The organism is Vibrio sp. SALL6, from assembly GCF_002002385.1.
GTDB classification, from domain to species: Bacteria; Pseudomonadota; Gammaproteobacteria; order Enterobacterales; family Vibrionaceae; genus Vibrio; species Vibrio parahaemolyticus.
In genome coordinates, this window is sequence record NZ_MQVK01000023.1 from 114434 (window position 1) to 136862 (window position 22429).

A 22429-nucleotide genomic window follows, 5' to 3' on the forward strand; every position below is an offset into this window, starting at 1 on the left:
CATTACATTGATGTGCGTCAACGCATGTTTACAACTAAATGGTGAACCCGTTAAAATTTCGTGCGCATCCTTCAACCCTACATTAAGGCACCCAATGAACAACGATAAACGCCCACTATATATTCCATATGCGGGTCCGGCTCTTATGGCAACCCCTCTATTGAACAAAGGCAGTGCTTTTTCTGCTGAAGAACGTAGTTCATTCAACTTAGAAGGTCTGCTTCCAGAGACAACAGAAACAATTCAAGAACAGGTAGAACGTGCCTACCAACAATACAAGAGTTTCGAAAGCGACATGGATAAGCACATTTACCTGCGCAATATCCAAGATACCAACGAAACCCTATTCTACCGTTTAGTACAAAACCATATTTCTGAGATGATGCCGATCATCTACACGCCAACCGTTGGTGCTGCGTGTGAGAACTTCTCGAACATTTACCGTCGTGGTCGTGGTCTATTTATCTCTTACCCGAACCGTGATCGTATCGATGACCTGCTAAACAACGCAGCCAACCACAACGTAAAAGTGATTGTTGTGACTGATGGCGAACGAATCCTAGGTTTGGGTGACCAAGGTATCGGCGGTATGGGTATTCCTATCGGTAAGCTTTCTCTGTACACCGCATGTGGTGGTATCAGCCCTGCTTACACATTGCCTATCGTTCTGGATGTGGGTACAAACAACCCTCAACGTCTTGCTGATCCAATGTACATGGGCTGGCGTCATCCTCGTATTACGGGCCCTGACTACGATGCATTTGTAGAAGAATTCATCCAAGCGGTACAACGCCGTTGGCCGGATGCACTTATCCAGTTTGAAGACTTCGCGCAGAAAAATGCGATGCCTCTACTAGAGCGCTACAAAGACCGTATTTGTTGTTTCAACGATGACATCCAAGGTACGGCAGCAGTAACCGTAGGCTCTTTACTGGCAGCATGTAAAGCAGCAGGTACTCAGCTTTCTAAACAGCGCATCACTTTCTTAGGTGCGGGTTCTGCGGGTTGTGGTATCGCAGAAGCGATCATTGCGCAAATGGTATCGGAAGGGATTTCTGACGAGAAAGCACGCTCTCAAGTTTACATGGTCGATCGCTGGGGTCTGTTACAAGAAGGTATGCCTAACCTGCTTGATTTCCAACAGCGTTTGGTCCAAAAACACAGCAACACAAAAGAGTGGGAAAATGAAGGAAATGGCTTCTCACTACTAGATGTAATGCGTAACTCGAAACCAACGGTACTGATTGGTGTATCAGGTGCGCCTGGCCTATTTAGCCAAGAAGTCATCGAAGAGATGCACAAACACTGCAAGCGTCCGATTGTCTTCCCGCTATCAAACCCAACCAGCCGTGTTGAAGCAACACCAAACGACATCATCCGTTGGACAAACGGTGAAGCGCTAGTGGCAACGGGTAGTCCGTTTGATCCTGTGGTTCACGAAGGTCGCACTTACCCTATCGCACAATGTAACAACAGCTACATCTTCCCAGGTATCGGTCTTGGCGTTTTAGCGGTTAACGCAAAACGCGTGACTGACGAAATGCTAATGGAATCGAGCCGAGCGCTGGCTACATGTTCTCCACTTGCGATTAATGGTCGTGGTGCACTTCTACCACCTTTGGAAGAAATCCACCTAGTATCGAAGAAGATTGCTTTTGCCGTTGCGAAGAAAGCAATCGAGCAAGGTGTGGCACTGGAAATCACAGACGAAGCGCTAAACGATGCCATTGACCAAGCGTTCTGGCAGCCAGTTTACCGCCGCTACAAACGCACAGCATTCTAAGCTTGAGACAACTTGTATAATTATTAGCCCCTACTCTGTAGGGGCTTTTGTTTTTTAAGCTGTTTTTTATCATCCTAACCAGATTTTGGCATAAATGGGCTTCTCTCTTTTTGTTTCTATCAGATATGATGAGGAATACACATTTATTAAAGGGTATAAGACGTTTTGCTGTTTTCTCGTATAAGGTCAAAGTGGAAGCTTAAGTGTTCGTGGAAGCGAATTGCTTTGATTTTGTCGATCTCTTTATTTGGACTCCTCCTGTCTGTCGTTGCCATCGACCGCTGGGTCGCATTGCAGGCCAAAGACAATATCTTTATCGATTACGACCAAATACCCCAGCACGAAGTCGCGGTGGTGCTTGGTACGAGTAAATACATCGGAAAGACACTCAACACCTATTACACTCATCGCATCAATGCAGCGATCGAGCTTTATAAACAAGGCAAAGTGAAACAGTTTTTGCTTAGCGGAGACAACGCACATCGCTCTTACAATGAGCCATGGACCATGAAACGAGATCTGCTTAAAGCCGGCGTTCCAGAAGAAGTCATCCATCTCGATTACGCTGGATTTCGGACTTTGGATTCCATCGTGCGAGCAAAAAAGATCTTCGCCTCAGAGCGTTTTTTGATCGTGACTCAACGCTTTCACTGTGAGCGCGCGCTGTTCATTGCCGATGCGTATAATATTGATGCACAGTGTCTTGCGGTTGCAGGCCCAACAGCGAATAAACAAAAAACTTCGATGCGAATTCGTGAACTGCTTGCTCGTGTGAAAGCATTTTTGGATCTCTACGTGATGAATACGCAGCCACGCTTCCTTGGCCCTCAAGAGCCAATTCTTGCGGTAGAAGACCCAACAGAAGCATCAAATGCTGAGCGCAACATTCCTATAGAATAATCGGCTGGCACCATTTTCGTGCATCACGTCACACATGAATAACAATTCGTTAAAAACAAATGGGTAGAGTTCTACCCATTTCCAAATCTCAACCTCACATTTTCTTATTTCGCCTACGATTCAGGCCAAATTGCCCTTCGCATTCGCAGTAACATTTAATCAATAAATAACTACAAGTCAGTTACCTTGCCATAAAAAACCGACAAAAAGGCAATGCAAAAGGAGCACACCCATGACCGCACTCGCTGTGACACTGAAGAATTGGTTCTTCACTCGCAACAGCATGATTTTGAATGCCAACATTCTGCTGTTCATTATCTTGTTTAATACCCTACCCTTTGAACCAAAAGTCGTAACCGGCATCAGCATCTTAGTTTTTGTTGCGATTCTTTGGTTAACAGAAGCGATTCACGTCAGCATTACTGCTTTGCTGATCCCGATGCTTGCCGTCTTCTTGGGCGTGTTTAACACCCAAACAGCACTGAATAACTTCTCGAACTCAATCATCTTCTTGTTCTTGGGTGGCTTCGCTCTCGCCGCTGCGTTGCACAAGCAGAAACTTGACCAAGCACTCGCTGACAAAGTGTTGCTGATTGCTCGTGGTCGAATGTCTGTCGCGGTATTTATGCTGTTCGGTGTGAGCGCAGGTCTTTCAATGTGGATTTCCAACACAGCAACAGCCGCGATGATGCTTCCTTTGGTATTAGGTGTCATGACGAAACTGGACGCGAAGAAAAACCACAACACATTCTTGTTCGTTCTTCTCGGTATTGCTTACAGCGCCTCTATCGGCGGTATCGCTACGCTAGTTGGTAGCCCACCAAACGCGATTGCTGCTGCCGAAGTAGGTTTGAACTTCACGGAATGGATGAAGCTAGGTCTGCCAATCTCTTTGATTTTGATGCCAATTGCGATTTTGGTTCTGTACACCATGACCAAGCCAGATTTGAGCCACAAGTTTGAACTTGACCACAAACCTGTTGAGTGGACAAACGGCAAAATGGTCACACTGGCAATCTTCTTACTTACCGTCACTTTGTGGATTTTCAGCAAGCCGATCAACACCATGCTTGGCGGTTTTGCAAAATTCGACACCTTGGTTGCAATTGGTGCCATCTTACTGCTAGGCGCATCTCGAGCAGTCGAATGGAAGGACATTGAAAAGACAACAGACTGGGGTGTTCTGATCCTGTTCGGCGGCGGTATCTGTTTGAGTAACGTTCTAAAAGCGACAGGCACCAGCGTTTTCCTAGCGCACAGCCTAACTGGCTTCCTTGAGCAAGCAGGTGTATTGCTCACTATCCTTTCTGTGGTTGCCTTTGTCGTCTTCTTGACTGAGTTTGCAAGTAACACAGCAAGTGCTGCGCTACTGGTCCCTGTGTTCGCAACCATTGCCGAAGCACTTGGTCTATCACCAGTGATTCTGTCAGCACTTATCGCGGTAGCCGCATCTTGTGCCTTCATGTTGCCAGTTGCAACGCCACCAAATGCAATTGTGTTCGGTACGGGTCACATCAAGCAAAAAGAAATGATGAGAATCGGCTTCGTACTAAACATTGCTTGTATCGGTGCACTGACACTGTTCGCTTGGTTATTCTGGTAAAGAAACACTGACTCGATTAGCACTACACTGCTGTTCACGGTGATCGAATTGATAGCCCAAACTTCCCCTAAAGTGGTGTTCAGCAGTTTCCCTCTTGGTGGCCAGTTGGCCACCTTTTTTATTCTTTCTTACCTCGTATTGGTAGATTCACTTTGCATTCTTCCCTCTATAGGGGAATTCCTAGCGCTCAATCAACCTTTACTCTTAAAGCCTGAACAAACTCTCATACCAGCTTCAATGAACAATCGAACTCAATAGCCTGCCAACACAAACTGTAGACACAAAAAAGCCGTCATACTTTGCTTTCATAAGCTCAGTACAACGGCGCGTTTAAACGAAAAGTGTGAATCGCTAGAACGTCATGCTGTCTATTTATGCCTCATTCTTTTGGCAACTCAACAATCCGTAGTTCACCTCAACGCGGTTTCGACCATTACGCTTAGCGAGATACAATACTTCATCGGCTCTTGCCATGGTCTCGGTTACCCGCTCATTTTGCATTTGGGCCACGCCGATACTGCAAGTAAGTGCCTCTCCATGAACCCACAAGTGGTTTGCGACATTCTTGCGTATCATCTCGGCCTTTTTCACGGCTTGTTCGATATTGGTATCTGGGCAGAAAACCACAAACTCTTCACCACCCCAACGAACCAAACGGTCATCAGGTGCAATAGAACTGGCAACGACCATGACGAACTCACGCAGAATGTCATCCCCCATTTGATGCCCGAACTTATCGTTAATCTTCTTAAAGTTGTCTAAATCCATATAAAGGATGCTCAACGTCGAGTGCCCCCAACGTACTTGGCGTGCTTGCTGTTCTAACCAAGTTTGTACAGCATGACGGTTCATCGCTCCGGTTAGCGCATCTCGGTGCGCCAACTCGGCAAATTCGTAATTCTGCGCGCGCAAAGTGCCATTCACTTTTTCTAGATGACGATGACGACGCTTCGCTTTTTCATACGCCGCTCTGTTTTTCCGTAGTTCATGCAGAGAGAAAGCCAGCCCTAAAGCCATCCAAGAAAACAATAGAGCAAACAACAACGTTTCTTGTGCAAGATAGGCACCTTCAAATTCGATCTTATCAATCACAATTTTGTGCTGACCAAGCGCAGCACCCGAACCAGTGGCAATATCAATACGCGTGATGTTCGAAAACTCTGGCGCAGAATGTTCAATATCGACCTTGTTATCCGCAAGCCACCACGTCATTACCTGTAAGTTCTTAATCGGAATCTCGATGGTTTCACTAAAACTCGATGGAGAAAACTGCATGCCATTGTATTTGATGGTGTATTCATCATCCGGTTTCGAGTATTCCGGATTGTAGTTTCTCAGATAAAGACGTAGGTCATGGCTTGGGTTTTGCCCATTGCCCGCCTCTTCATAATGAAGCTTTAATCGGATGGTATGGTAATTAGAAAGATCGATGCCATGCGTTGGCTTCGCTACATCGGTATAAACCGAGATACCGCAATACGGCCAAGCATAACTGCTTTTTTTCAGCTCACAATTGAGTACCAAGCTTTGCGCATCATAGGTGATATCGGCCGTACTTAGCCCACCTTCGCTCGCATCTTTTGTCGCATAAATATTGAATTGTTCAGGTGTAATGACGAGCTTACGCGTGTCACCTAGCACACTGTACAGAGCAACTAAACTGATCGTACAAATCGAAAGAGCGAAGATTAATTTGTGTATCCACTTCATAGGCAAGTGACCTGCTTAACTTATATACAACACAGTGTACTCAATGATATTTCGAACTTCAAATAAAGTCATTTATCAAGAAACAAAATTACTTTTGGCTTGGGTTCTTATTTCCGATACATGGTAACGCGTTTTGAACCGTTATCACGGTTTAAAATCGTCCAATTTGATGACTTACTTGTTATTTGCGAAGCAATTCACAACCACTCAAGCGAGGCACCATCAAGCTTTGCGACGAGAAACAATGGTCATTCATTGTGGAAACATTGCCAGTTATTAGCCCTGTCAACCCTGCATCTTGAGCGCACTTCGTTATATACTGTCGAAAAACACAATAACGAGTAATGTCATGTCATTAATTGCTACTGGTACGCTAAACAAAATGCGTGCTTCTCTCGATGGTGCCGTCAGCTATCGTCTTCCTGTGGGTGATGAAGAAGTCGATCTGTCACCGTTTCTCGGTAAAACACTCACATTGACGCATACTGGCAATATTTTTTGTTGCTCATGCGGTAAGAAAACCAAGAAAAGCTATTCTCAAGGCCACTGTTTCGTGTGTATGAAGAAGCTTGCGAGCTGCGATATGTGCATCATGAAGCCAGAGACTTGCCACTACGATCAAGGCACATGCCGCGAACCGCAGTGGGGAGAAGAAAACTGTATGGTGGATCACTTCGTGTATCTATCAAATACATCAAGCTTGAAAGTGGGCATCACTCGCCACACTCAAATTCCAACACGTTGGATTGATCAAGGTGCAACTCAGGGTCTGCCAATTTTCAAAGTCAAAACGCGTCATATCTCTGGCTTGATTGAAGTGGAACTGGCAAAGCATATTGCAGACAAAACAAACTGGCGCACTTTGCTTAAAGGCGATGGTGAACCGATTGAGTTACAAGACCGTTTTGCTGAACTGCTTCCTCTTGTGCAAGACAAGATTGCTGAAATCAAACAGCAATTTGGTGAAGATGCCATCGAGGTACTGAGCGAAACCATTACCGATCTTAGCTACCCAGTTCAACAACACCCAACGAAAATCACCTCTCATAACTTCGACAAAAACCCGGTTGTGACTGGCATTTTGCAAGGCATCAAAGGTCAGTATCTGATTTTTGATACCGGTGTGATTAACGTCCGCAAATTTACATCTTACGAAGTTGAAGTAAGCGCATAGATACGTCTGCTTTACTATACAAACTTCCTATATAGAAAAAGCTCGAGCACTGGCTCGAGCTTTTGTTTTTCTTCGTTCAGAGCGATGAGAGATTAAGCATCAAGGATGCTTTCTAGCACATCAAACAACATATCCACTTCTTCAATAGTGTTGTAATGCATACAACCAATTCGTACGACCCCACCTGATTCTTCAATGCCAAGCTGACGAACCAAACCAAGTGCATAAAAGTGGCCATTCCAAACACAGATATTGTGCTCACCTAAGGTCTTAGCGATAAACTCTGGTGAATACTTGTCAAATGTTAGGGCAAACGTCGGCGTACGTTGCTGACAATCTTCGCTCTCAATGCCATACAGTTTCACACCTTCTAGCGCATCGAGTCGTTGCAAAAAACGCTCACTTAAACGCTGTTCGTGTTGATTGTAAAGCGCGTAACTTTGTTCTAATCGCTGACGAAGTGGTAAGTCGTTGTCGCCAAACTGAGCCAAATATTCCACTGCGGCCGCAACACCAGCAAGGCCTTCGAAGCTTTGTGTCCCCGTTTCAAAACGACCCGGACCAATATTCGTAGCCGGTTCTACTTTATAAGGACGAAGGCTGTGCAACCATTGGTCAGCCACGTAAGCGATACCGACATGCGGTCCAAAGAACTTATAAGCTGAACACGCTAAGAAATCACAGCCCAGCGCTTGTACATCGACTAAGTGGTGAGGAGCATAATGCACTGCATCGACATAAACTTGAGCACCAACACCGTGCGCCATGTCAACTACGCGCTGAATATCGACTATCGTTCCCGTGGTGTTTGACGCATATGTCACGGCAACCAAACGTGTTTTTTCTGAAAGCAGGCTTTGTAAGTGCTCAAGATCTAAAGTGCAGTCCGCTTCATTGATTCGAACTTGGCGAACTACCGCTCCTTTGTCTTCTGCTGCTTGTTGCCAGCTTGAAACGTTCGAGTAATGGTCAAGCGCTGAGACAATGATCTCATCCCCTTCTTGCCAATCACGACTGATTGCACGGCTTAACTGGAACGTCAGTGATGTCATGTTCGCGCCAAAGACAATATTACCAGACGAAGGTGCATTCAATAGCGCTTGTGCCGACTCTCGCGCACTCTGCATGACATCGACCGTAGCTTGGCTAGAGAAGTAATGCCCACCCAAGTTGGAATTAAAACGCCCAAGGTAGCCGACCATTGAATCAAGCACAGATTGAGGGACTTGCGAGCCGCCAGGCCCATCAAAAAACGTAACTGGTTTGTCATTATGATACTGAGCCAACGCGGGAAACTGTTCTCTGATTTGATTAAGATTGAAGTTCATTACGTTTGTCCGTTGCGGTTAATACAAAGACATCCATGTGGCCTGCTTGGTCATCAATCACAGAACGAATTGGACAGGCGTTGTGCCAAAGTTTGCTGTCAGCCAACATCGCCACTTCCCCGTTTTCTAATACTTTGCGGAAAAATGGGGCTTGGTTATGGCTACTGTATAGCATGATGTCACCACCAATGATGTTGTGACGACCAACACCAACCATCGCGATATGATCAAAACCGTCTTGGTGCACACCTTCTGGCGCGACCTGCGTTTCGCTATCTAATGCAGTGATTCGAATCTGGTGAATTTCGATTTCTTGACCATTTGGAAGGTGGTTTGCGCTCACGAATAGCGCGCACATTTCGCGAAAGCCGTCACTTGCTAAAATGTCTTTCTCGATAGGTTCAAATTGACGAATGACATCACCCTGAAATCGGTTGATATCTGAAGACTGTACAAAGCTGTTCTTGTTCAAATCGATCACTTGTCCATTTTCAAAACTCACGACTGAGTAGCGTCGTAATCGATATTGCCCATCAGCGTGCTCAGTATGAGGTAACGCTTCAAATGAAGGCGAAAGTTGCTCAATTGCTGCCATGCTGAGCTGAGTTAAATGTAGAGTGTTCTCACGCGAATGTAACATCATTGACTCCTTTAATGAGGCACATTTAATTAACATTTAATTTACAACATAGGTTACGCAAATATTCTGCAATTGCCAGCTTTTAACGTTGATAGCTTCAACATAAATAAAAAAACGAGATAAAAACCCACAAACAAAAGCTAAATTAGGTATATGTTTTAGATTAAAGCTTACGCAACATTTGAAACTAGATTTCTCTACTGCAAATAGAATTTTATGCTGGATTGAGACAATTTCTATCACGCGATAGTGAGTTCTAATCTATAACCATTTATTCGATCTCAATCGCCGTTTATGCTTTTAAAGCTATAAGAATTTCCATACAATCGAGAGAAATGTTCAGCCCTCTTTGGAGCCACAATGAGCGACGTAAAACACTGTAAACTATTAATTCTTGGTTCTGGTCCAGCAGGTTACACCGCGGCAGTATACGCAGCGCGCGCGAATCTAAACCCTGTGCTTGTGACGGGAATGCAACAAGGTGGTCAGCTAACCACTACAACAGAAGTAGAAAACTGGCCAGGTGATGCAGAAGGCCTAACAGGCCCTGCATTAATGGAACGCATGAAAGAACATGCGGAACGTTTCGAAACAGAAATCGTATTCGATCACATCAACGAAGTTGAACTGTCTCAACGTCCATTCCGTTTAAAAGGTGATTCTGGTGAGTACACCTGTGATGCTTTGATCATTTCAACAGGTGCATCAGCTAAATACCTAGGTCTGGAATCAGAAGAAGCGTTCAAAGGTCGCGGCGTATCGGCATGTGCTACGTGTGACGGTTTCTTCTACCGCAACCAAAAAGTTGCGGTTGTCGGCGGCGGTAACACAGCGGTTGAAGAAGCGCTGTACCTATCTAACATCGCATCTGAAGTTCACTTGATCCACCGTCGTGATTCATTCCGTGCGGAGAAGATCCTCATTAATCGTCTTATGGACAAAGTGGAAAATGGCAACATCATTCTTCACACCGATCGCACACTAGATGAAGTTCTGGGCGACGATATGGGCGTAACTGGTGTTCGCATTAAAGATGTAAACACAGGCACAACTGAAGATCTTGAAGTGATGGGCGCGTTTATCGCGATCGGCCACCAGCCAAACACCCAGATCTTTGAAGGCCAGCTAGAAATGAAAGATGGCTACATCGTTGTGAAGTCGGGTCTAGAAGGCAACGCGACGCAAACTAGCATTGAAGGTGTATTTGCAGCTGGTGACGTAATGGATCACAACTATCGTCAAGCAATCACATCAGCAGGTACAGGCTGTATGGCAGCTCTGGATGCGGAACGCTTCCTAGACGCACTTAGTGACAAATAACTTTTCACATTTGTGTCATATCCTTAAAGCCCAGCGGTATTCCCGCTGGGTTTTCTTTTGTATACTACCGCCTCATTAAAACAATTATCATTAAGCCTTCACGATGGATAAGAAAAAGCAAAGCAGCTTGAATAAGTGGCTTAAGCAACAGAGCAAGTTAGCCAAGCGCTGGCTCATGATTGCGATAGGCCTAGGCGTACTTTCAAGCGTGTTTTTATTGGCTCAAGCAGCCCTGCTCGCCTCCATTCTTCACCAATTAATCATCGAACAAGTCGATAAAAGTGAGCTCATTTGGCACTTTGTCGGATTAGTCGGAACCGTCATCGGCCGCGCTGCATGTACGTGGGGCCGCGAAATTGCGGGCTACCGCTGTGGCGAACAAATCCGAGTTTACATTCGACAGCTCATTTTAGACAAAGTCCACAAGCTGGGGCCTGCTTACATTAAAGGCAAACCAGCAGGCAGTTGGGCAACATTGATTCTAGAGCAAGTTGAGAACATGCAAGACTTCTTCTCTCGCTACTTACCTCAAATGTCGCTGTCGGTATTAGTTCCTTTCATCATTTTGGTTGTGGTATTCCCAGTTAACTGGGCGGCAGGTTTAATCTTCCTTGTGACGGCCCCACTGGTGCCTATTTTTATGGCATTAGTTGGTATCAAAGCCGCGGAAGCGAACCGTAAAAACTTCAAAGCAATGCAACGCTTGTCCGGTCACTTCTATGACCGATTGCAAGCGATGACGACCATTCGCCTTTTCGACCGCACAAAGTCAGAAACTGAGACCCTGAAAGGGGCATCAGAGGTATTTCGTACCCGCACGATGGATGTACTCAAAATCGCATTCCTTTCTTCTGCGGTACTGGAGTTCTTCACTTCTATTTCTATCGCTATTACTGCGGTTTACTTCGGCTTCAGTTACATCGGTGAATTGAACTTTGGTTACTATGGTGCTGGCGTCACCTTGTTTGCTGGCCTGTTCATCCTGATTTTAGCTCCTGAGTTTTACCAACCACTTCGAGATCTCGGCACTTTCTATCACGCGAAGCAACAAGCGGTGGGCGCTGCCGAAAGTATTGTCGAGTTTCTTGAACTAGAGGTCGATCAAGTGAAAGATGGAACTCAATCTCTTGAACAGAACACGCCAATTCAAATCGAAGCTCAAGATTTGGTTGTTTTCAGCCCTGAAGGGAAACAATTGGCTGGCCCTCTGTCATTTTCATTGGAAGCCAATCAAAGCACTGCGCTTGTTGGCCCAAGTGGCGCAGGTAAAACCAGTTTGGTTAATACCATTCTTGGCTTTATGCCATACAAGGGCAGTTTGAAAATTAACGGCTGCGAGTTGTCTCAACTTGATCTATCGACTTGGCGCGAAGCTGTCAGCTGGATTGGTCAAAACCCAATGTTATTGCACGGCAGCATTCGTGATAACGTCACGCTTGGTAAACACGATATTCCAGACACACAAGTGAATACAGTGCTCAACGATTCTTACGCAGCTGAGTTTGTTGAAATGCATGGCCTGGATTACGCAATCTCTGACCGTTCAGGCGGTTTATCTGTAGGACAAGCTCAACGTCTTGCACTTGCGCGAGCAATGCTACAAAACGGCCGTTTCTGGTTGCTTGACGAACCAACAGCAAGCTTAGATGCGCGCAGTGAAAAACTGGTGATGGAGGGAATTAATAAGTATACCCAATCCACCACTAACTTGATGATCACTCACCAACTTGCGCCTTTGCAAAACGTTTCACAAATTCTCGTGATGCAAGATGGTCAAATCGTACAACGTGGCGACTACGCTACCCTAGCCTCACAAGAAGGTTTGTTTAAAGACATGTTAGCTGCCAACCTAGCGCAGCGTGAATCAGACAAGGGGAACCTAGATGCGTGATTTACTCCCTTATCTAAAACTGTATAAAAAACATTGGTTCGGTTTGTCGCTGGGTATGCTATTGGCGTTCCTAACACTTGCTGCATCTATCGGCTTGCTCACTCTGTCTGGTTGGTTTATCTCCGCAGCAGCAGTGGCTGGTTTAACCGTTGCGCGTGAAACCTTCAACTACATGCTGCCAGGTGCTGGCGTGCGCGGTGCTGCAATGGCACGAACAGCTGGCCGTTGGGGTGAGCGCGTTGTAAGCCACAATGCGACATTTAAGTTGCTAACAGACCTGCGCATCTTCTTCTTCAAGAAACTTGCTCCGCTGATCCCAGGCCGAGTATCAACAATGCGCGATGCTGATCTGCTGAACCGTCTGGTAGCCGATGTGGACGCAATGGATCACGTTTATCTGCGACTTGTCAGCCCAGTCATTATTGGCATCTTTGGCATTCTGAGTTTAACCGCAGTCTTAGCGTTCTTTGACTGGCATCTTGCGCTACTTTTAGGCTCAATTCTTACGATCATGCTTTTGGTGTGGCCAGTGCTTTTTTACAAACTGGGCAAAAACAATGGTGAGCACTTAACGCATAACAAAGCTCAGCTTCGTGTTGCGACACTCGATTGGCTACAAGGCTATAGCGAGCTGAGTATTTTTGGTGCAGAAGAACGCTACCGTAACCTGATTCTTGAAAAGCAAAAACAACTGCTTTCAAACCAGTTTGTAAACGCTAATCTGACTGGTATGGCGTCAGGACTTCTGATGTTGGTGAACGGCCTGACTTTAGTTGTCATGCTTTGGTTTGCTGCTGATGGTGTTGGTGGTCGGGCACCTGATCCTTGGATCGCCCTATTCGCTTTTGCAACAATGGCAAGTTTTGAAATTTTGATGCCTATTGCGGGTGCGTTCCAATACCTTGGTCAAACGCTGACTTCTGCCCGTCGCTTGAACGAAGTGATTCTCGCAGAGCCTGATGTTGTCTTCCTTGAGCAATCTAAACGCGAAGAAAAGCCACTGGATATCGAGTTCATCAACATTGATTTTGCATACCCTGATGGACAACAGAAAGTGCTGAAAGACCTTTCGCTTTCACTTCCTTTAGGCTCGAAAACCGCAATTGTTGGTCAAACGGGTTCAGGCAAGTCGACTCTGATTCAACTACTTTGTCGCTACTGGGATGTAAACCAAGGTGAGGTTCGCATTGGTGGCGCTTCACTAAAAGATTGGTGTGAATCCGATCTGCGCTCAGCAATTACCGTAGTGAGCCAACGAGTAGATGTGTTAAACGGCACACTACGTGACAACTTGTTAATGGCGTCACCAAATGCGACTGATGAGCAACTGGCGGAGATCCTAACAAAAGTAGAACTGGGTGCACTGCTTGAAGAGCCGGGTCTTGATGCTTGGCTGGGTGATGGCGGTCGTCAACTTTCCGGTGGCGAGAAACGTCGTATTGGTATTGCGCGAGCGTTGCTACGAGATGCACCGATCTTGCTTCTTGATGAGCCAACCGAAGGCCTCGACAAGCGCACCGAACAAAAAGTCATGGCGCTTTTCAACGAGTACTTTGCCAACAAGACGGTTGTGTTCATCACTCACCGACTCATCGAATTAGAGAGCATGGACAACATTTGCCTTATGGAACAGGGCGAGATCATTGAGCAAGGCAACCATCAAACGCTACTCGCTCAACACGGTCGTTATTACCAGTTGCTTCAATCTCTATAAGTAAGACTAAAAAAAGCTCATCTTCGGATGAGCTTTTTCATTTTGACTAACTCAAAAAATTTGAAGAACGCTCTAACGACCAGACTTCGCCAAGTAAGCTGACATTTCAGCTTCTGGCACCATCCCTCCCCCGGTCGCCCAAACTAAGTGTGTGGCATTTTTCAAACGTTCATCCGTAAGCTGTAAACGAGTCTGGTAGTGTAGAGAACTCGAGACATGCACCGCGCCCATCATTCCGGCTAATGCAGAGGGCTCCAAATTGATGCCTTCTCGTTCGCTCAACTCTCCTAAAAGCTGATACATACGTTCGTCCGTCACTGTGTAGTAACCATCAATTAGCCGCTCCATGGCTCGCCCAACAAAACCAGAAGGACGACCAACTGCCAAGCCATCTGCCGCGGTGAGATTATCTATACCAATATCTTGCACCGCTATCTCATCATGCAAACCCGTATGTACTCCCAACAACATGCAAGGAGAATGTGTTGGCTCAGCGAAGATGCAATGCACGTGGTCACCAAAGGCCACCTTGAGCCCAAAAGCAACACCACCTGGCCCACCACCAACACCGCATGGTAAATACACAAACAGTGGATGACGTTCATCAACCACAATACCTAAATCATCAAATTGTTGTTTTAAGCGTTCACCTGCAACCGAGTAACCTAGGAATAAGGTTTGTGAGTTTTCATCATCGATAAAAAAGCAGTTGGAATCACTCTCTGCCTGTTTTCGACCTTGCTCAACCGCAACACCATAATCTTGCTCGTACTCAACCACGTTGACACCGTGCGATCGAAGTTTATTTTTCTTCCACTCTCTCGCATCGGCTGACATATGAACCGATACTGAAAAACCAAGCTTGGCACTCATCATGCCTATCGACATGCCTAGATTTCCCGTTGAACCAACCGCGATGCTGTATTGTTGGAAAAACTGTCGGAACTCACCACTCAACAGCTTGCTGTAATCATCACTCTCACTTAACAACCCTGCGGCAATCGCCAGTTTTTCTGCATGAACTAACACTTCATAAATGCCACCACGGGCTTTTATCGAGCCGGATATTGGTAGGTGACTATCAAGCTTGAGCATAAGGCGGCCGAATATTGGGACGTTGTACTGAGTTTCCAAAGCCGCTTTCATCTTTGAAATGTCCACTACAGGCGACTCAATGAGACCAGAAGCGGCTTTGGTTTCAGGAAAAGCTTTCATAAGATAAGGAGCAAAGCGCTTGAGCCTTGCACTCGCGACATGAATATCTTCTGCGTTCAATCCGACGTGCGGCAAACCTTCTTCAAGCGAAGTCACATTGGGATTTAACCAGCAAACTTCATCTAGGTTGATCAGTTGCTCTACAAGTGGGAATTGTTTTTTAAGCACTTCCACATTCAGCTTGTTCATATCCTCTATCCTGCAATTCGTTCTTTAGAATCTTCCATTCAATTGGTTACGTACATAAACAAAAGCGCCGCAATTGCGACGCTTTTAACTCATTCAATTCGTGCTCTATGCGTAGTTTTGCTCGAACTCTTTCATGAAGTCAACCAACGCTTGCACACCTTCTAGCGGCATTGCATTGTAAATCGATGCGCGCATACCGCCCACCACACGGTGACCTTTTAGCGCCTTTAGTCCTTTTGCATCTGCAAGCTCAAGGAAAGTCGCGTCAAGTTCAGGCTTCGCTAATTGGAAAGGAACATTCATTAATGAACGGTTCGATGGATGAACGCCGTTGCGGTAGAAATCAGACTGATCAATGTAATCGTAAAGCAGTTTTGCTTTTTCGCGATTCACTGATTCAATGCTCTTAACGCCGCCTTGTGCTTTAAGCCATTTGAAAACAAGGCCAGACAAGTACCAAGCAAACGTTGGTGGCGTGTTAAACATTGATTCTTTTTCAGCAAGAACTTTGTAATCAAGAATACTTGGTAGCACTTGTTTCGCCATGCCGAGTAGATCGTCACGAACGATCGCGATGGCAATACCTGATGGGCCAATGTTTTTCTGAGCGCCCGCGTAAATCACACCGTATTTCGACACGTCGATTTCACGAGAAAGAATTGTCGAAGACATATCAGCAACAATTGGTTTGTCGGTGATCGGAAGATCATTGATTTCGATGCCATCGATGGTTTCATTTGGGCAAAAGTGAACATAAGCCGCTTCTGGGGCAATTTTCCATTCGCTTGCAGGTAGAACAGCTACTTTACCGTCAATCTCTGTTTTGGCATCAAATACGTCAGGTTCGCAGTACTTCTTCGCCTCTTCGACTGCACTTTCAGCCCAGTAGCCACCATCGATGTAGGTTGCAGTTTCTGCATCACCAAGTAAGTTTAGCGGAACAGCGGCAAACTGAGCACGAGCACCACCTTGGCAGAACAGTACTTTGTAGTTGTCTGGAATATTCAGCAAATCACGTAGATCTTGCTCTGCTTCTTGTGCAACTTTGATGAACTCTTTACTTCGGTGACTGATTTCCATTACCGAAGTACCAAGACCTTGCCAGTCGATAAGTTCCTGTTGTGCTTGCTGCATGACAGCTTTTGGCAAAGCCGCTGGCCCTGCACTGAAGTTAAATACGTTGTCCGTATTTTGTTCCATGATGCTCATTGCTCCTGCTATGTAAATATTACGAAATTAATATCACGTTTTTATGGCGATAAAAACAAGAAAAGAGGTCTTAAGACCTCTTTTAAACTGAAAACGTCAAATTAACGGAAAGCTCGAATCATAATCGGCTTATTTCTGCATCAACGCGGGCATTAACAGACCAATCAATGGAAATTCATGACCATTTTCAAACTTAAGCTTGCCTTCACCGATTTGAGCTTTAAGTTCATAACCACCATCGACTTTTTCAATCAACTCCATGATCAAAAGCTCATCAATGCCTTCTTGGATAAATGGATAGTGTTCAACAAGTTCATCTGAGAAGTAAGTACTCAATTCGCCGTTTGTTGCGGTCATCAACTTCATTGGGTCTTGCGTGATATGGTCTGTACCTTGAGGGACAGATAATTGCCACTCGTTGCGGAATTTACCTTCACCAAACGCCAAAGAAAGCTCATTAACTGAAAGCTTAAAGCCCTTACTAAATAGCGTGTCGATGTGAGGCATTAATTCGGACACCTGTTGTTCATCAAGTACTGGTGAGCTTTGATAGATCGACATAATTTGATCGAACGAATTACTATCGACATCTGCAATAGCAAAATTCAACTTAAAGTTATCAACATCAGTGCCATCCGTTAGGCGCATTTTTTGAGCATTAATGTTCAATTGGCTGTTTAGCTTCTCACCGGTTTCGTCATTCGACGTGTTGCCGCTGTAGCTCGCCTTTTCAATCAAAAATACCTGTTTAAGCGATGAATCAACCACATCTAACTTTTCTAGAGAAAAGGTTTGTTCACCAAGCCAATAACCTTTCGCTTGCTTACCCTTACCTTGTCCACTCAGATCATTCAGATGTAACTCGTCACCATTTTCAAAATCGACTTGAACTGAAGGAATCGATACTTGGTACTTCAAATCACCAAGCACGGTAACATCGCCAGTCACTTGCGCAGGACTTGTCGAAACCGATACGCCTTGCGCTTCATTGCGATAGTTCCAGCTATCTAAATCCAACGTAAACGCAGTGTTACCATTAAGCTGTGTTTTGCTATGCATGGTAAGCGGCAGAAAATCATTATCCACCAGCTTAGAGTCTGCTGTCAGGCTAGTTAAGCCATGGCTTACATCACTCGTGACTTCGAACATAATCGGCAAACCATCGCGTTCAAACTGTGTTTTCAGTTCAGGGTCAACCACTGAGTATCGAGTTAATACAACGGAAGAAAGGTAGCCGCGTTGGTATTCAACTACTTCGCCTTTGATCATCTTATCGTTCATATTGGCGATACCGTCTTCAATGATCGACTGACCAATTTGACCAACCGCAAGCGGCCAACACAACGCCAATGAGATTGCACCACCGATGGCGCCTAGTTTTTTTAAGTTTTGCATAACATCACTTTTCAGGTATTTGCGCTCAGTCTACCCCAAACTATTAACGGATAAAACATTGAGATAAATCAGACTATTGATGCTAATTCTAGTCCATTAGTCAGGAATCATACGCAGCTCGCACTCATTACACCGTTTTATTGATAAAGTTTGCTTGGCCAAGTTTTAACCGGAGCTCAACCACCTGTGAATCGTTACGCTGTATTGTGTCTCGACAATAATCCAATCAGTGCAGAGCAGTTTCGATTGGAACTGTCGGCTTTCTCTAGCAAGTTTGATATTCTTTCTGTCGAGTCGATAGAAGAAGCGCAAAGCGCGTTGGAATATCTTGAAGAAAGAGAACAAACTGTCGCGTTAGTGATCGCCAGCCATCACGCGCACTTTAATGGTGTGGATTTTCTCATTGGGCTGGACAAAACACCGCACACCGAGCGCGCTCGTAAAATTCTCATCAGTTGCTCTTCAGATATTGACGCGATACTCACGGCCGTCAATGAAGGTCGTTTGGATCATTGTTTGACCAAGCCTCTACCAGATAACGTCCTTTTTAATACGGCTCAAAAAGAGCTGACGCAGTTTATCTTACGTAATTGCAAAGAAGACTTGCTCAGTTATAGCCAAATCTTGGACCAGCACAAATTGCTACGTGCTCATATCGAAAATCAGATGAGCAATTACCAAGCCGGTTTCTTACACGACTATCACTCGATGTCTGATAATGAACTGGCAGAACAAGTAATCTCTGCCTTGCAACAGTTTTTCAAAGAAAATGACGAAACAAAAGCTTGTCGAACCTACTCTCCTGAGCATTTGCTGACGGTTGAAGGGGAACCTAACAGCTTTTTATGGTTCATAACCAGCGGAGAAGTGGCGCTTTACAAAAGAGACGAACAAGGTATGCAGCGAGAAGTGGTTCGCCATACCAAAGGGAACATTGTCGGCGGCATGTCATTTGTAACTGGGGAATGCTCCTTTTCTACTGCACTTACGCTTACCGAAACAGAAGTAATTAAACTTGATAGAAATGTGTTCCGTAAAGTAATGCAGAGTGACTCAAACCTTCTCCCCCTATTTACGAACTTACTTCTTCGTCATTTCAATCGCCGATTACAGAGAAGCATCAACACAAAATTACAATTGCAGAAAACACTCGAGTCACTTGAATCTGCTCATCAACAACTGATTGAAAGAGAAAAAATGGCCATGCTCGGACAGTTGGTTGCAGGCGTGGCCCATGAACTGAACAACCCAATAGCTGCGATTTTGCGTGGTGTAGAAAACCTCACTCATACCCTCGAAGGGCTATTAACTCAACTTCCGACAGCAGAAGTACAAATCAAAGGCGTTCAGCTTCTAACCAGAGCTCAAACCGCCAAGCCAGCCTCGACTTCCGAACTGCGCTCACGCGTCAAAGAACTCAACAGCACGTTACCTGATCGTACCATTGCCAAAAAAGTCGTCAATTTAGGCCTAGAGAGCGATTCCGAACTCGTTTCCCAACTCGCCAAGAAGAAAGACAACGCCTCCTCTACCCTAGAGACGTTAGAACAATACCACCAAGCAGGTGCTTCTCTCCGTTCTATCAATGTTTGTGCCGCTCGTATCGCTGACATGGTGAAGAGCCTAAAAGGCTACGCGAGATCTGATGATGAACGCATGCACTACGCCGATATCCATGAAGGCATCGAAGACACTTTAGTGATTTTCGAAAACAAGCTAAAAGTGCATCAAGTCTCAACAGATTACGCCCCACTTCCGCGTATGCTTTGCCAACCTATTGCATTGCAACAAGTGTGGACCAACCTAATTTCTAATGCGATTGACGCCTTTCCTGACAAAGGATCGTTAAAAATACAAACGAGAGAAGTTGAAAAAAACCAACAGCGTTATGCCGTGATTTCATTTGAAGATAATGGATGCGGTATTCCGGATTCTCAGAAAAAAGCAATTTTTGAACTCAACTTTACAACCAAAAAAGAAGGCAACTTTGGCTTAGGTATTGGACTGTCTATTTGCCAACAAATCGTTGCAGCACACAAAGGCTGGATTGATGTTCAATCGGAACTCAATGCCTTTACTTGTATGACCGTCTGGTTACCAGTCATTGAAGAAGGAGATGAAACATGACTAAGTATCTGATTTTATGTGTCGATGACGAACGAGAAGTCTTGGATAGTGTCCTTCAAGATTTAGCACCATTCGAAGAACATTTCATCGTTGAGGGCGCAGAGTCCGTTACGGAAGCAAAGCAAGTGATTGAAGAGATGGCGGAAGAAGAAGTTCAGCTTGCGCTGATTTTGTGCGACCACATCATGCCAGAACAAACGGGCATCAGCTTTCTTATAGAACTGAGTCAAAATGGTGACACCAAAGCAGCAAGAAAAGTGCTCCTAACCGGACAAGCGGGTCTTGAAGACACCGTTGAAGCGGTAAACCATGCTAGCTTAGATTATTACATTGCCAAGCCTTGGAAAGGTGAGGAGCTAAGACAAGCCATTACATCCCAGCTAACAGCCTTTGTTATTGAAAATGATGACAATTTGTTGTCTTGGACGACGATTCTCGATTCAGAAGCAATCTTGAATGCAATGGCAGATCGCAGAGCTAGCTTCGGAGAGTAATAGTTGAGAGTAGCTCTCTAACAACTAGTGGCGCGCTTTTTGCTTTTGTTACGTCACCATTAAGTCAATTGACAAAACCTCGACACATTTTTGTTGGTCGTAGACCTTCGTTTTTATTATGATGTCGGACAAATCAGATTACGGTTCAAGCATTTGCCTGAATCCATGGAAATAAAGAACAAGGTTTATCGTTAGTTATGCGTAAAACACTATTAGCCGCTGCCCTATTAATGGCATCAAGCCATGCCCTAGCCGCAGACCGCAACGCGCCTGCAACTATGAGCAACTTTAGCTACGATTATTTCGAAGCTCGTATCGGCGCAAGCCCTGTGACATTTGGTGCTGGCTTCAGCAAATCTATTCATCCGAATGCGCACGTTATTGCTCGTATCGACTCTGAGTTTGATAGCGACTTTGATTCTGCAGCAGGTTTTGGCTTTCACTCACCGCTAAACAACTGGGCAGACCTTACAGGTGAAATGCTAATGCGTGTGGTTCAGCCAACAAGCTCAAGCAGCACAGATGTTGGTATGGAGCTAAACCTAGGCGTGCGCCAATGGCTTGGTCCTCAACTTGAAGTGGGTGGTAAAGTTGGTTACGTTTCAATCGACAACGATGACGATTGGACAGGTTCTGCTTACGCACGCTTCCATTCAACAGAGCTTTTCTCTCTTGGTGCTGAAGCTCGCATCAACGATTTCTACGGTGATCAAATCATGTTCACTACACGCTTCAAGTTCTAATTGGCGTGAAAAAAGCAAAACCGAGGCAATTGCCTCGGTTTTTTTATTCATAAAATGACTAACTCAAATGAAGTGGTCAAAAACATCAACATCCCTTTTCTGCTTTTAACACTTACTTTTCTGACTCGCTAACTCCATTAGAAACGAGTCAATCATTGTGTGGTTCAGTTGCCTTATTCACACAGTGCCAGTAACTGTTTTTTGCGCGGCTCTTGGATTAGTTTCCAGTGCACACCATCAATGGCACCAGCAAACTTCCACAGCAGTTTAACGTCAACATCATTGCCGTAAGCAACTCTTACTTTGTTGAACACTTCAACTGGACCAAGTTCCAAAAAGGTTTCAACATCATCAATACCCGCCTTTTTAACCATGCGCTCTAATGTAAGCTGCATGTTCGGTAGATCTCTCAAACGTTTACTAGCAGAAGACTTTTGGTATTTTCGCTCCTTAATTGAGCAATCAATAGATTTGCGTAACAAATCGTCAAGACCAGTAAATCCGGACTCAAATAAATCGGTTACGTCATAATAGTTTACAGTAGCCGTCGTCTGTTTTTTGACGTGCTTGTATTTTTCACAATTAAGCAGAGTAAATTCTTCGTCTAAACCATTACCGCCGCGCAAATAACAGCAATCATTGCTGACAAGCGCAAACATGGCGTCATCGCTAAACAAGCCGATACCACCAAACATAGAACGTTTCTGATACTCATTAAAATTGCGTACATATTTAAAAAAAGCTTGGTCTGTCATGTCCATTGACCTCTTTAATCTGAATAAATTACCCCGATTAGCGATGTCACCAGATAAACAGCAGCTTGTAGCGAATTTAAAATGTCGATTTGTTGGCGATATTTTTGTGAGTTGTGCTCACCAACTTGCTTAATCATACTTAACGTTGAAAAATAAGTTAGGACATAGGTCACATATAAAAAAGTATAAATTCATCATACGTGATTAGTTTCACACTTATTGGGCATTTAGCGATATTT

17 protein-coding genes are annotated in these 22429 nt (G+C 44.9%); 10 read left to right on the top strand and 7 right to left on the bottom strand.

Features of this window, described 5'->3' with window-relative positions; genetic code table 11:
* Positions 1-94 precede the first annotated feature (94 nt).
* The 3 genes from BIW15_RS15230 (at position 95) to BIW15_RS15240 (ending at position 4286) form a co-directional block, all read left to right on the top strand.
* Complete coding sequence (locus BIW15_RS15230) at positions 95-1783, top strand: NAD-dependent malic enzyme (protein ID WP_077281247.1); 1689 nt, start codon at positions 95-97, stop codon at positions 1781-1783.
* A 165-nt stretch (positions 1784-1948) separates the two neighbouring features.
* A complete protein-coding gene (locus tag BIW15_RS15235; RefSeq protein ID WP_005462605.1) occupies positions 1949-2683 on the top strand; it encodes a vancomycin high temperature exclusion protein in 735 nt (244 codons plus the stop codon).
* A gap of 232 nt (positions 2684-2915) precedes the next feature.
* Positions 2916-4286 carry a DASS family sodium-coupled anion symporter gene (locus BIW15_RS15240; RefSeq protein ID WP_015296581.1) on the top strand — a complete coding sequence of 457 codons (1371 nt, stop codon included), beginning with the start codon at positions 2916-2918 and terminating at the stop codon, positions 4284-4286.
* A gap of 372 nt (positions 4287-4658) precedes the next feature.
* Here BIW15_RS15240 and BIW15_RS15245 read toward each other — a convergent pair whose 3' ends face one another.
* A complete protein-coding gene (locus BIW15_RS15245) occupies positions 4659-5996 on the bottom strand; it encodes a diguanylate cyclase (protein WP_025792101.1) in 1338 nt (445 codons plus the stop codon).
* A 349-nt stretch (positions 5997-6345) separates the two neighbouring features.
* Here BIW15_RS15245 and BIW15_RS15250 point away from each other — a divergent pair, with 349 nt between their 5' ends.
* Positions 6346-7170, top strand: coding sequence for a DUF2797 domain-containing protein (locus BIW15_RS15250; RefSeq protein WP_005483526.1), 825 nt, complete (start codon positions 6346-6348; stop codon positions 7168-7170).
* Between the two features lie 92 nt (positions 7171-7262).
* Here the strand turns inward: BIW15_RS15250 and BIW15_RS15255 are convergent, their stop codons facing one another.
* Together BIW15_RS15255 and BIW15_RS15260 are read right to left on the bottom strand one after the other, a co-directional pair.
* The gene (locus BIW15_RS15255; protein ID WP_077281248.1) at positions 7263-8498 is read right to left on the bottom strand and encodes a cysteine desulfurase-like protein; all 1236 of its coding nucleotides are present in this window, start codon (positions 8496-8498) and stop codon (positions 7263-7265) included.
* A complete protein-coding gene (locus BIW15_RS15260; protein WP_179115296.1) occupies positions 8482-9138 on the bottom strand; it encodes a 2OG-Fe dioxygenase family protein in 657 nt (218 codons plus the stop codon). Before BIW15_RS15260 ends, BIW15_RS15255 begins: the two co-directional genes overlap by 17 nt.
* Positions 9139-9498: 360 nt before the next feature.
* Between BIW15_RS15260 and trxB the strand changes: the two genes are divergently transcribed.
* The 3 genes from trxB to cydC all read left to right on the top strand — a co-directional run bounded on the left by trxB (position 9499) and on the right by cydC (position 14063).
* Positions 9499-10458, top strand: coding sequence for a thioredoxin-disulfide reductase (trxB, locus tag BIW15_RS15265; protein WP_005495561.1), 960 nt, complete (start codon positions 9499-9501; stop codon positions 10456-10458).
* A 103-nt stretch (positions 10459-10561) separates the two neighbouring features.
* Complete coding sequence (gene cydD / locus BIW15_RS15270) at positions 10562-12349, top strand: cysteine/glutathione ABC transporter permease/ATP-binding protein CydD (RefSeq protein WP_021449222.1); 1788 nt, start codon at positions 10562-10564, stop codon at positions 12347-12349.
* Complete coding sequence (gene cydC, locus BIW15_RS15275; RefSeq protein WP_077281249.1) at positions 12342-14063, top strand: cysteine/glutathione ABC transporter ATP-binding protein/permease CydC; 1722 nt, start codon at positions 12342-12344, stop codon at positions 14061-14063. Before cydD ends, cydC begins: the two co-directional genes overlap by 8 nt.
* Before the next feature lie 72 nt (positions 14064-14135).
* Here the strand turns inward: cydC and BIW15_RS15280 are convergent, their stop codons facing one another.
* The 3 genes from BIW15_RS15280 to BIW15_RS15290 all read right to left on the bottom strand — a co-directional run bounded on the left by BIW15_RS15280 (position 14136) and on the right by BIW15_RS15290 (position 18071).
* Positions 14136-15467, bottom strand: a complete 1332-nt coding sequence (locus BIW15_RS15280; RefSeq protein ID WP_031416251.1) for a D-serine ammonia-lyase — start codon at positions 15465-15467, stop codon at positions 14136-14138.
* 105 nt (positions 15468-15572) lie between these two features.
* A complete protein-coding gene (gene serC, locus BIW15_RS15285) occupies positions 15573-16667 on the bottom strand; it encodes a 3-phosphoserine/phosphohydroxythreonine transaminase (protein ID WP_031416252.1) in 1095 nt (364 codons plus the stop codon).
* A 138-nt stretch (positions 16668-16805) separates the two neighbouring features.
* Positions 16806-18071 carry a DUF945 family protein gene (locus BIW15_RS15290; protein ID WP_005483545.1) on the bottom strand — a complete coding sequence of 422 codons (1266 nt, stop codon included), beginning with the start codon at positions 18069-18071 and terminating at the stop codon, positions 16806-16808.
* Between the two features lie 186 nt (positions 18072-18257).
* Here BIW15_RS15290 and BIW15_RS15295 point away from each other — a divergent pair, with 186 nt between their 5' ends.
* The 3 genes from BIW15_RS15295 (at position 18258) to BIW15_RS15305 (ending at position 21435) form a co-directional block, all read left to right on the top strand.
* Positions 18258-20198, top strand: a complete 1941-nt coding sequence (locus BIW15_RS15295; protein ID WP_077281312.1) for an ATP-binding protein — start codon at positions 18258-18260, stop codon at positions 20196-20198.
* Entirely contained in the window at positions 20195-20692 is a 498-nt protein-coding gene (locus BIW15_RS15300) for a response regulator (protein ID WP_005483573.1), read from the top strand. The genes BIW15_RS15295 and BIW15_RS15300 overlap by 4 nt, the downstream gene beginning before the upstream one ends.
* Before the next feature lie 197 nt (positions 20693-20889).
* Positions 20890-21435 (top strand): hypothetical protein, encoded by a 546-nt coding sequence (locus BIW15_RS15305; protein ID WP_005459590.1) that lies wholly within the window; start codon positions 20890-20892, stop codon positions 21433-21435.
* Positions 21436-21608: 173 nt separating this feature from the next.
* Here BIW15_RS15305 and BIW15_RS15310 read toward each other — a convergent pair whose 3' ends face one another.
* A complete protein-coding gene (locus BIW15_RS15310) occupies positions 21609-22196 on the bottom strand; it encodes a TfoX/Sxy family DNA transformation protein (RefSeq protein WP_005459593.1) in 588 nt (195 codons plus the stop codon).
* Positions 22197-22429: the final 233 nt, after the last annotated feature.

Bases quoted from the DNA above. Each gene is read 5' to 3' on its own strand.
- BIW15_RS15230 (WP_077281247.1), top strand. From the start codon at position 95: ATGAACAACGATAAACGCCCACTATATATTCCATATGCGGGTCCGGCT.
- BIW15_RS15240 (WP_015296581.1), top strand. From the start codon at position 2,916: ATGACCGCACTCGCTGTGACACTGAAGAATTGGTTCTTCACTCGCAAC.
- BIW15_RS15245 (WP_025792101.1), bottom strand. From the start codon at position 5,996: ATGAAGTGGATACACAAATTAATCTTCGCTCTTTCGATTTGTACGATC.
- BIW15_RS15250 (WP_005483526.1), top strand. From the start codon at position 6,346: ATGTCATTAATTGCTACTGGTACGCTAAACAAAATGCGTGCTTCTCTC.
- BIW15_RS15255 (WP_077281248.1), bottom strand. From the start codon at position 8,498: ATGAACTTCAATCTTAATCAAATCAGAGAACAGTTTCCCGCGTTGGCT.
- BIW15_RS15260 (WP_179115296.1), bottom strand. From the start codon at position 9,138: ATGTTACATTCGCGTGAGAACACTCTACATTTAACTCAGCTCAGCATG.
- trxB (WP_005495561.1), top strand. From the start codon at position 9,499: ATGAGCGACGTAAAACACTGTAAACTATTAATTCTTGGTTCTGGTCCA.
- cydD (WP_021449222.1), top strand. From the start codon at position 10,562: ATGGATAAGAAAAAGCAAAGCAGCTTGAATAAGTGGCTTAAGCAACAG.
- cydC (WP_077281249.1), top strand. From the start codon at position 12,342: ATGCGTGATTTACTCCCTTATCTAAAACTGTATAAAAAACATTGGTTC.
- BIW15_RS15280 (WP_031416251.1), bottom strand. From the start codon at position 15,467: ATGAACAAGCTGAATGTGGAAGTGCTTAAAAAACAATTCCCACTTGTA.
- serC (WP_031416252.1), bottom strand. From the start codon at position 16,667: ATGGAACAAAATACGGACAACGTATTTAACTTCAGTGCAGGGCCAGCG.
- BIW15_RS15290 (WP_005483545.1), bottom strand. From the start codon at position 18,071: ATGCAAAACTTAAAAAAACTAGGCGCCATCGGTGGTGCAATCTCATTG.
- BIW15_RS15300 (WP_005483573.1), top strand. From the start codon at position 20,195: ATGACTAAGTATCTGATTTTATGTGTCGATGACGAACGAGAAGTCTTG.
- BIW15_RS15305 (WP_005459590.1), top strand. From the start codon at position 20,890: ATGCGTAAAACACTATTAGCCGCTGCCCTATTAATGGCATCAAGCCAT.
- BIW15_RS15310 (WP_005459593.1), bottom strand. From the start codon at position 22,196: ATGGACATGACAGACCAAGCTTTTTTTAAATATGTACGCAATTTTAAT.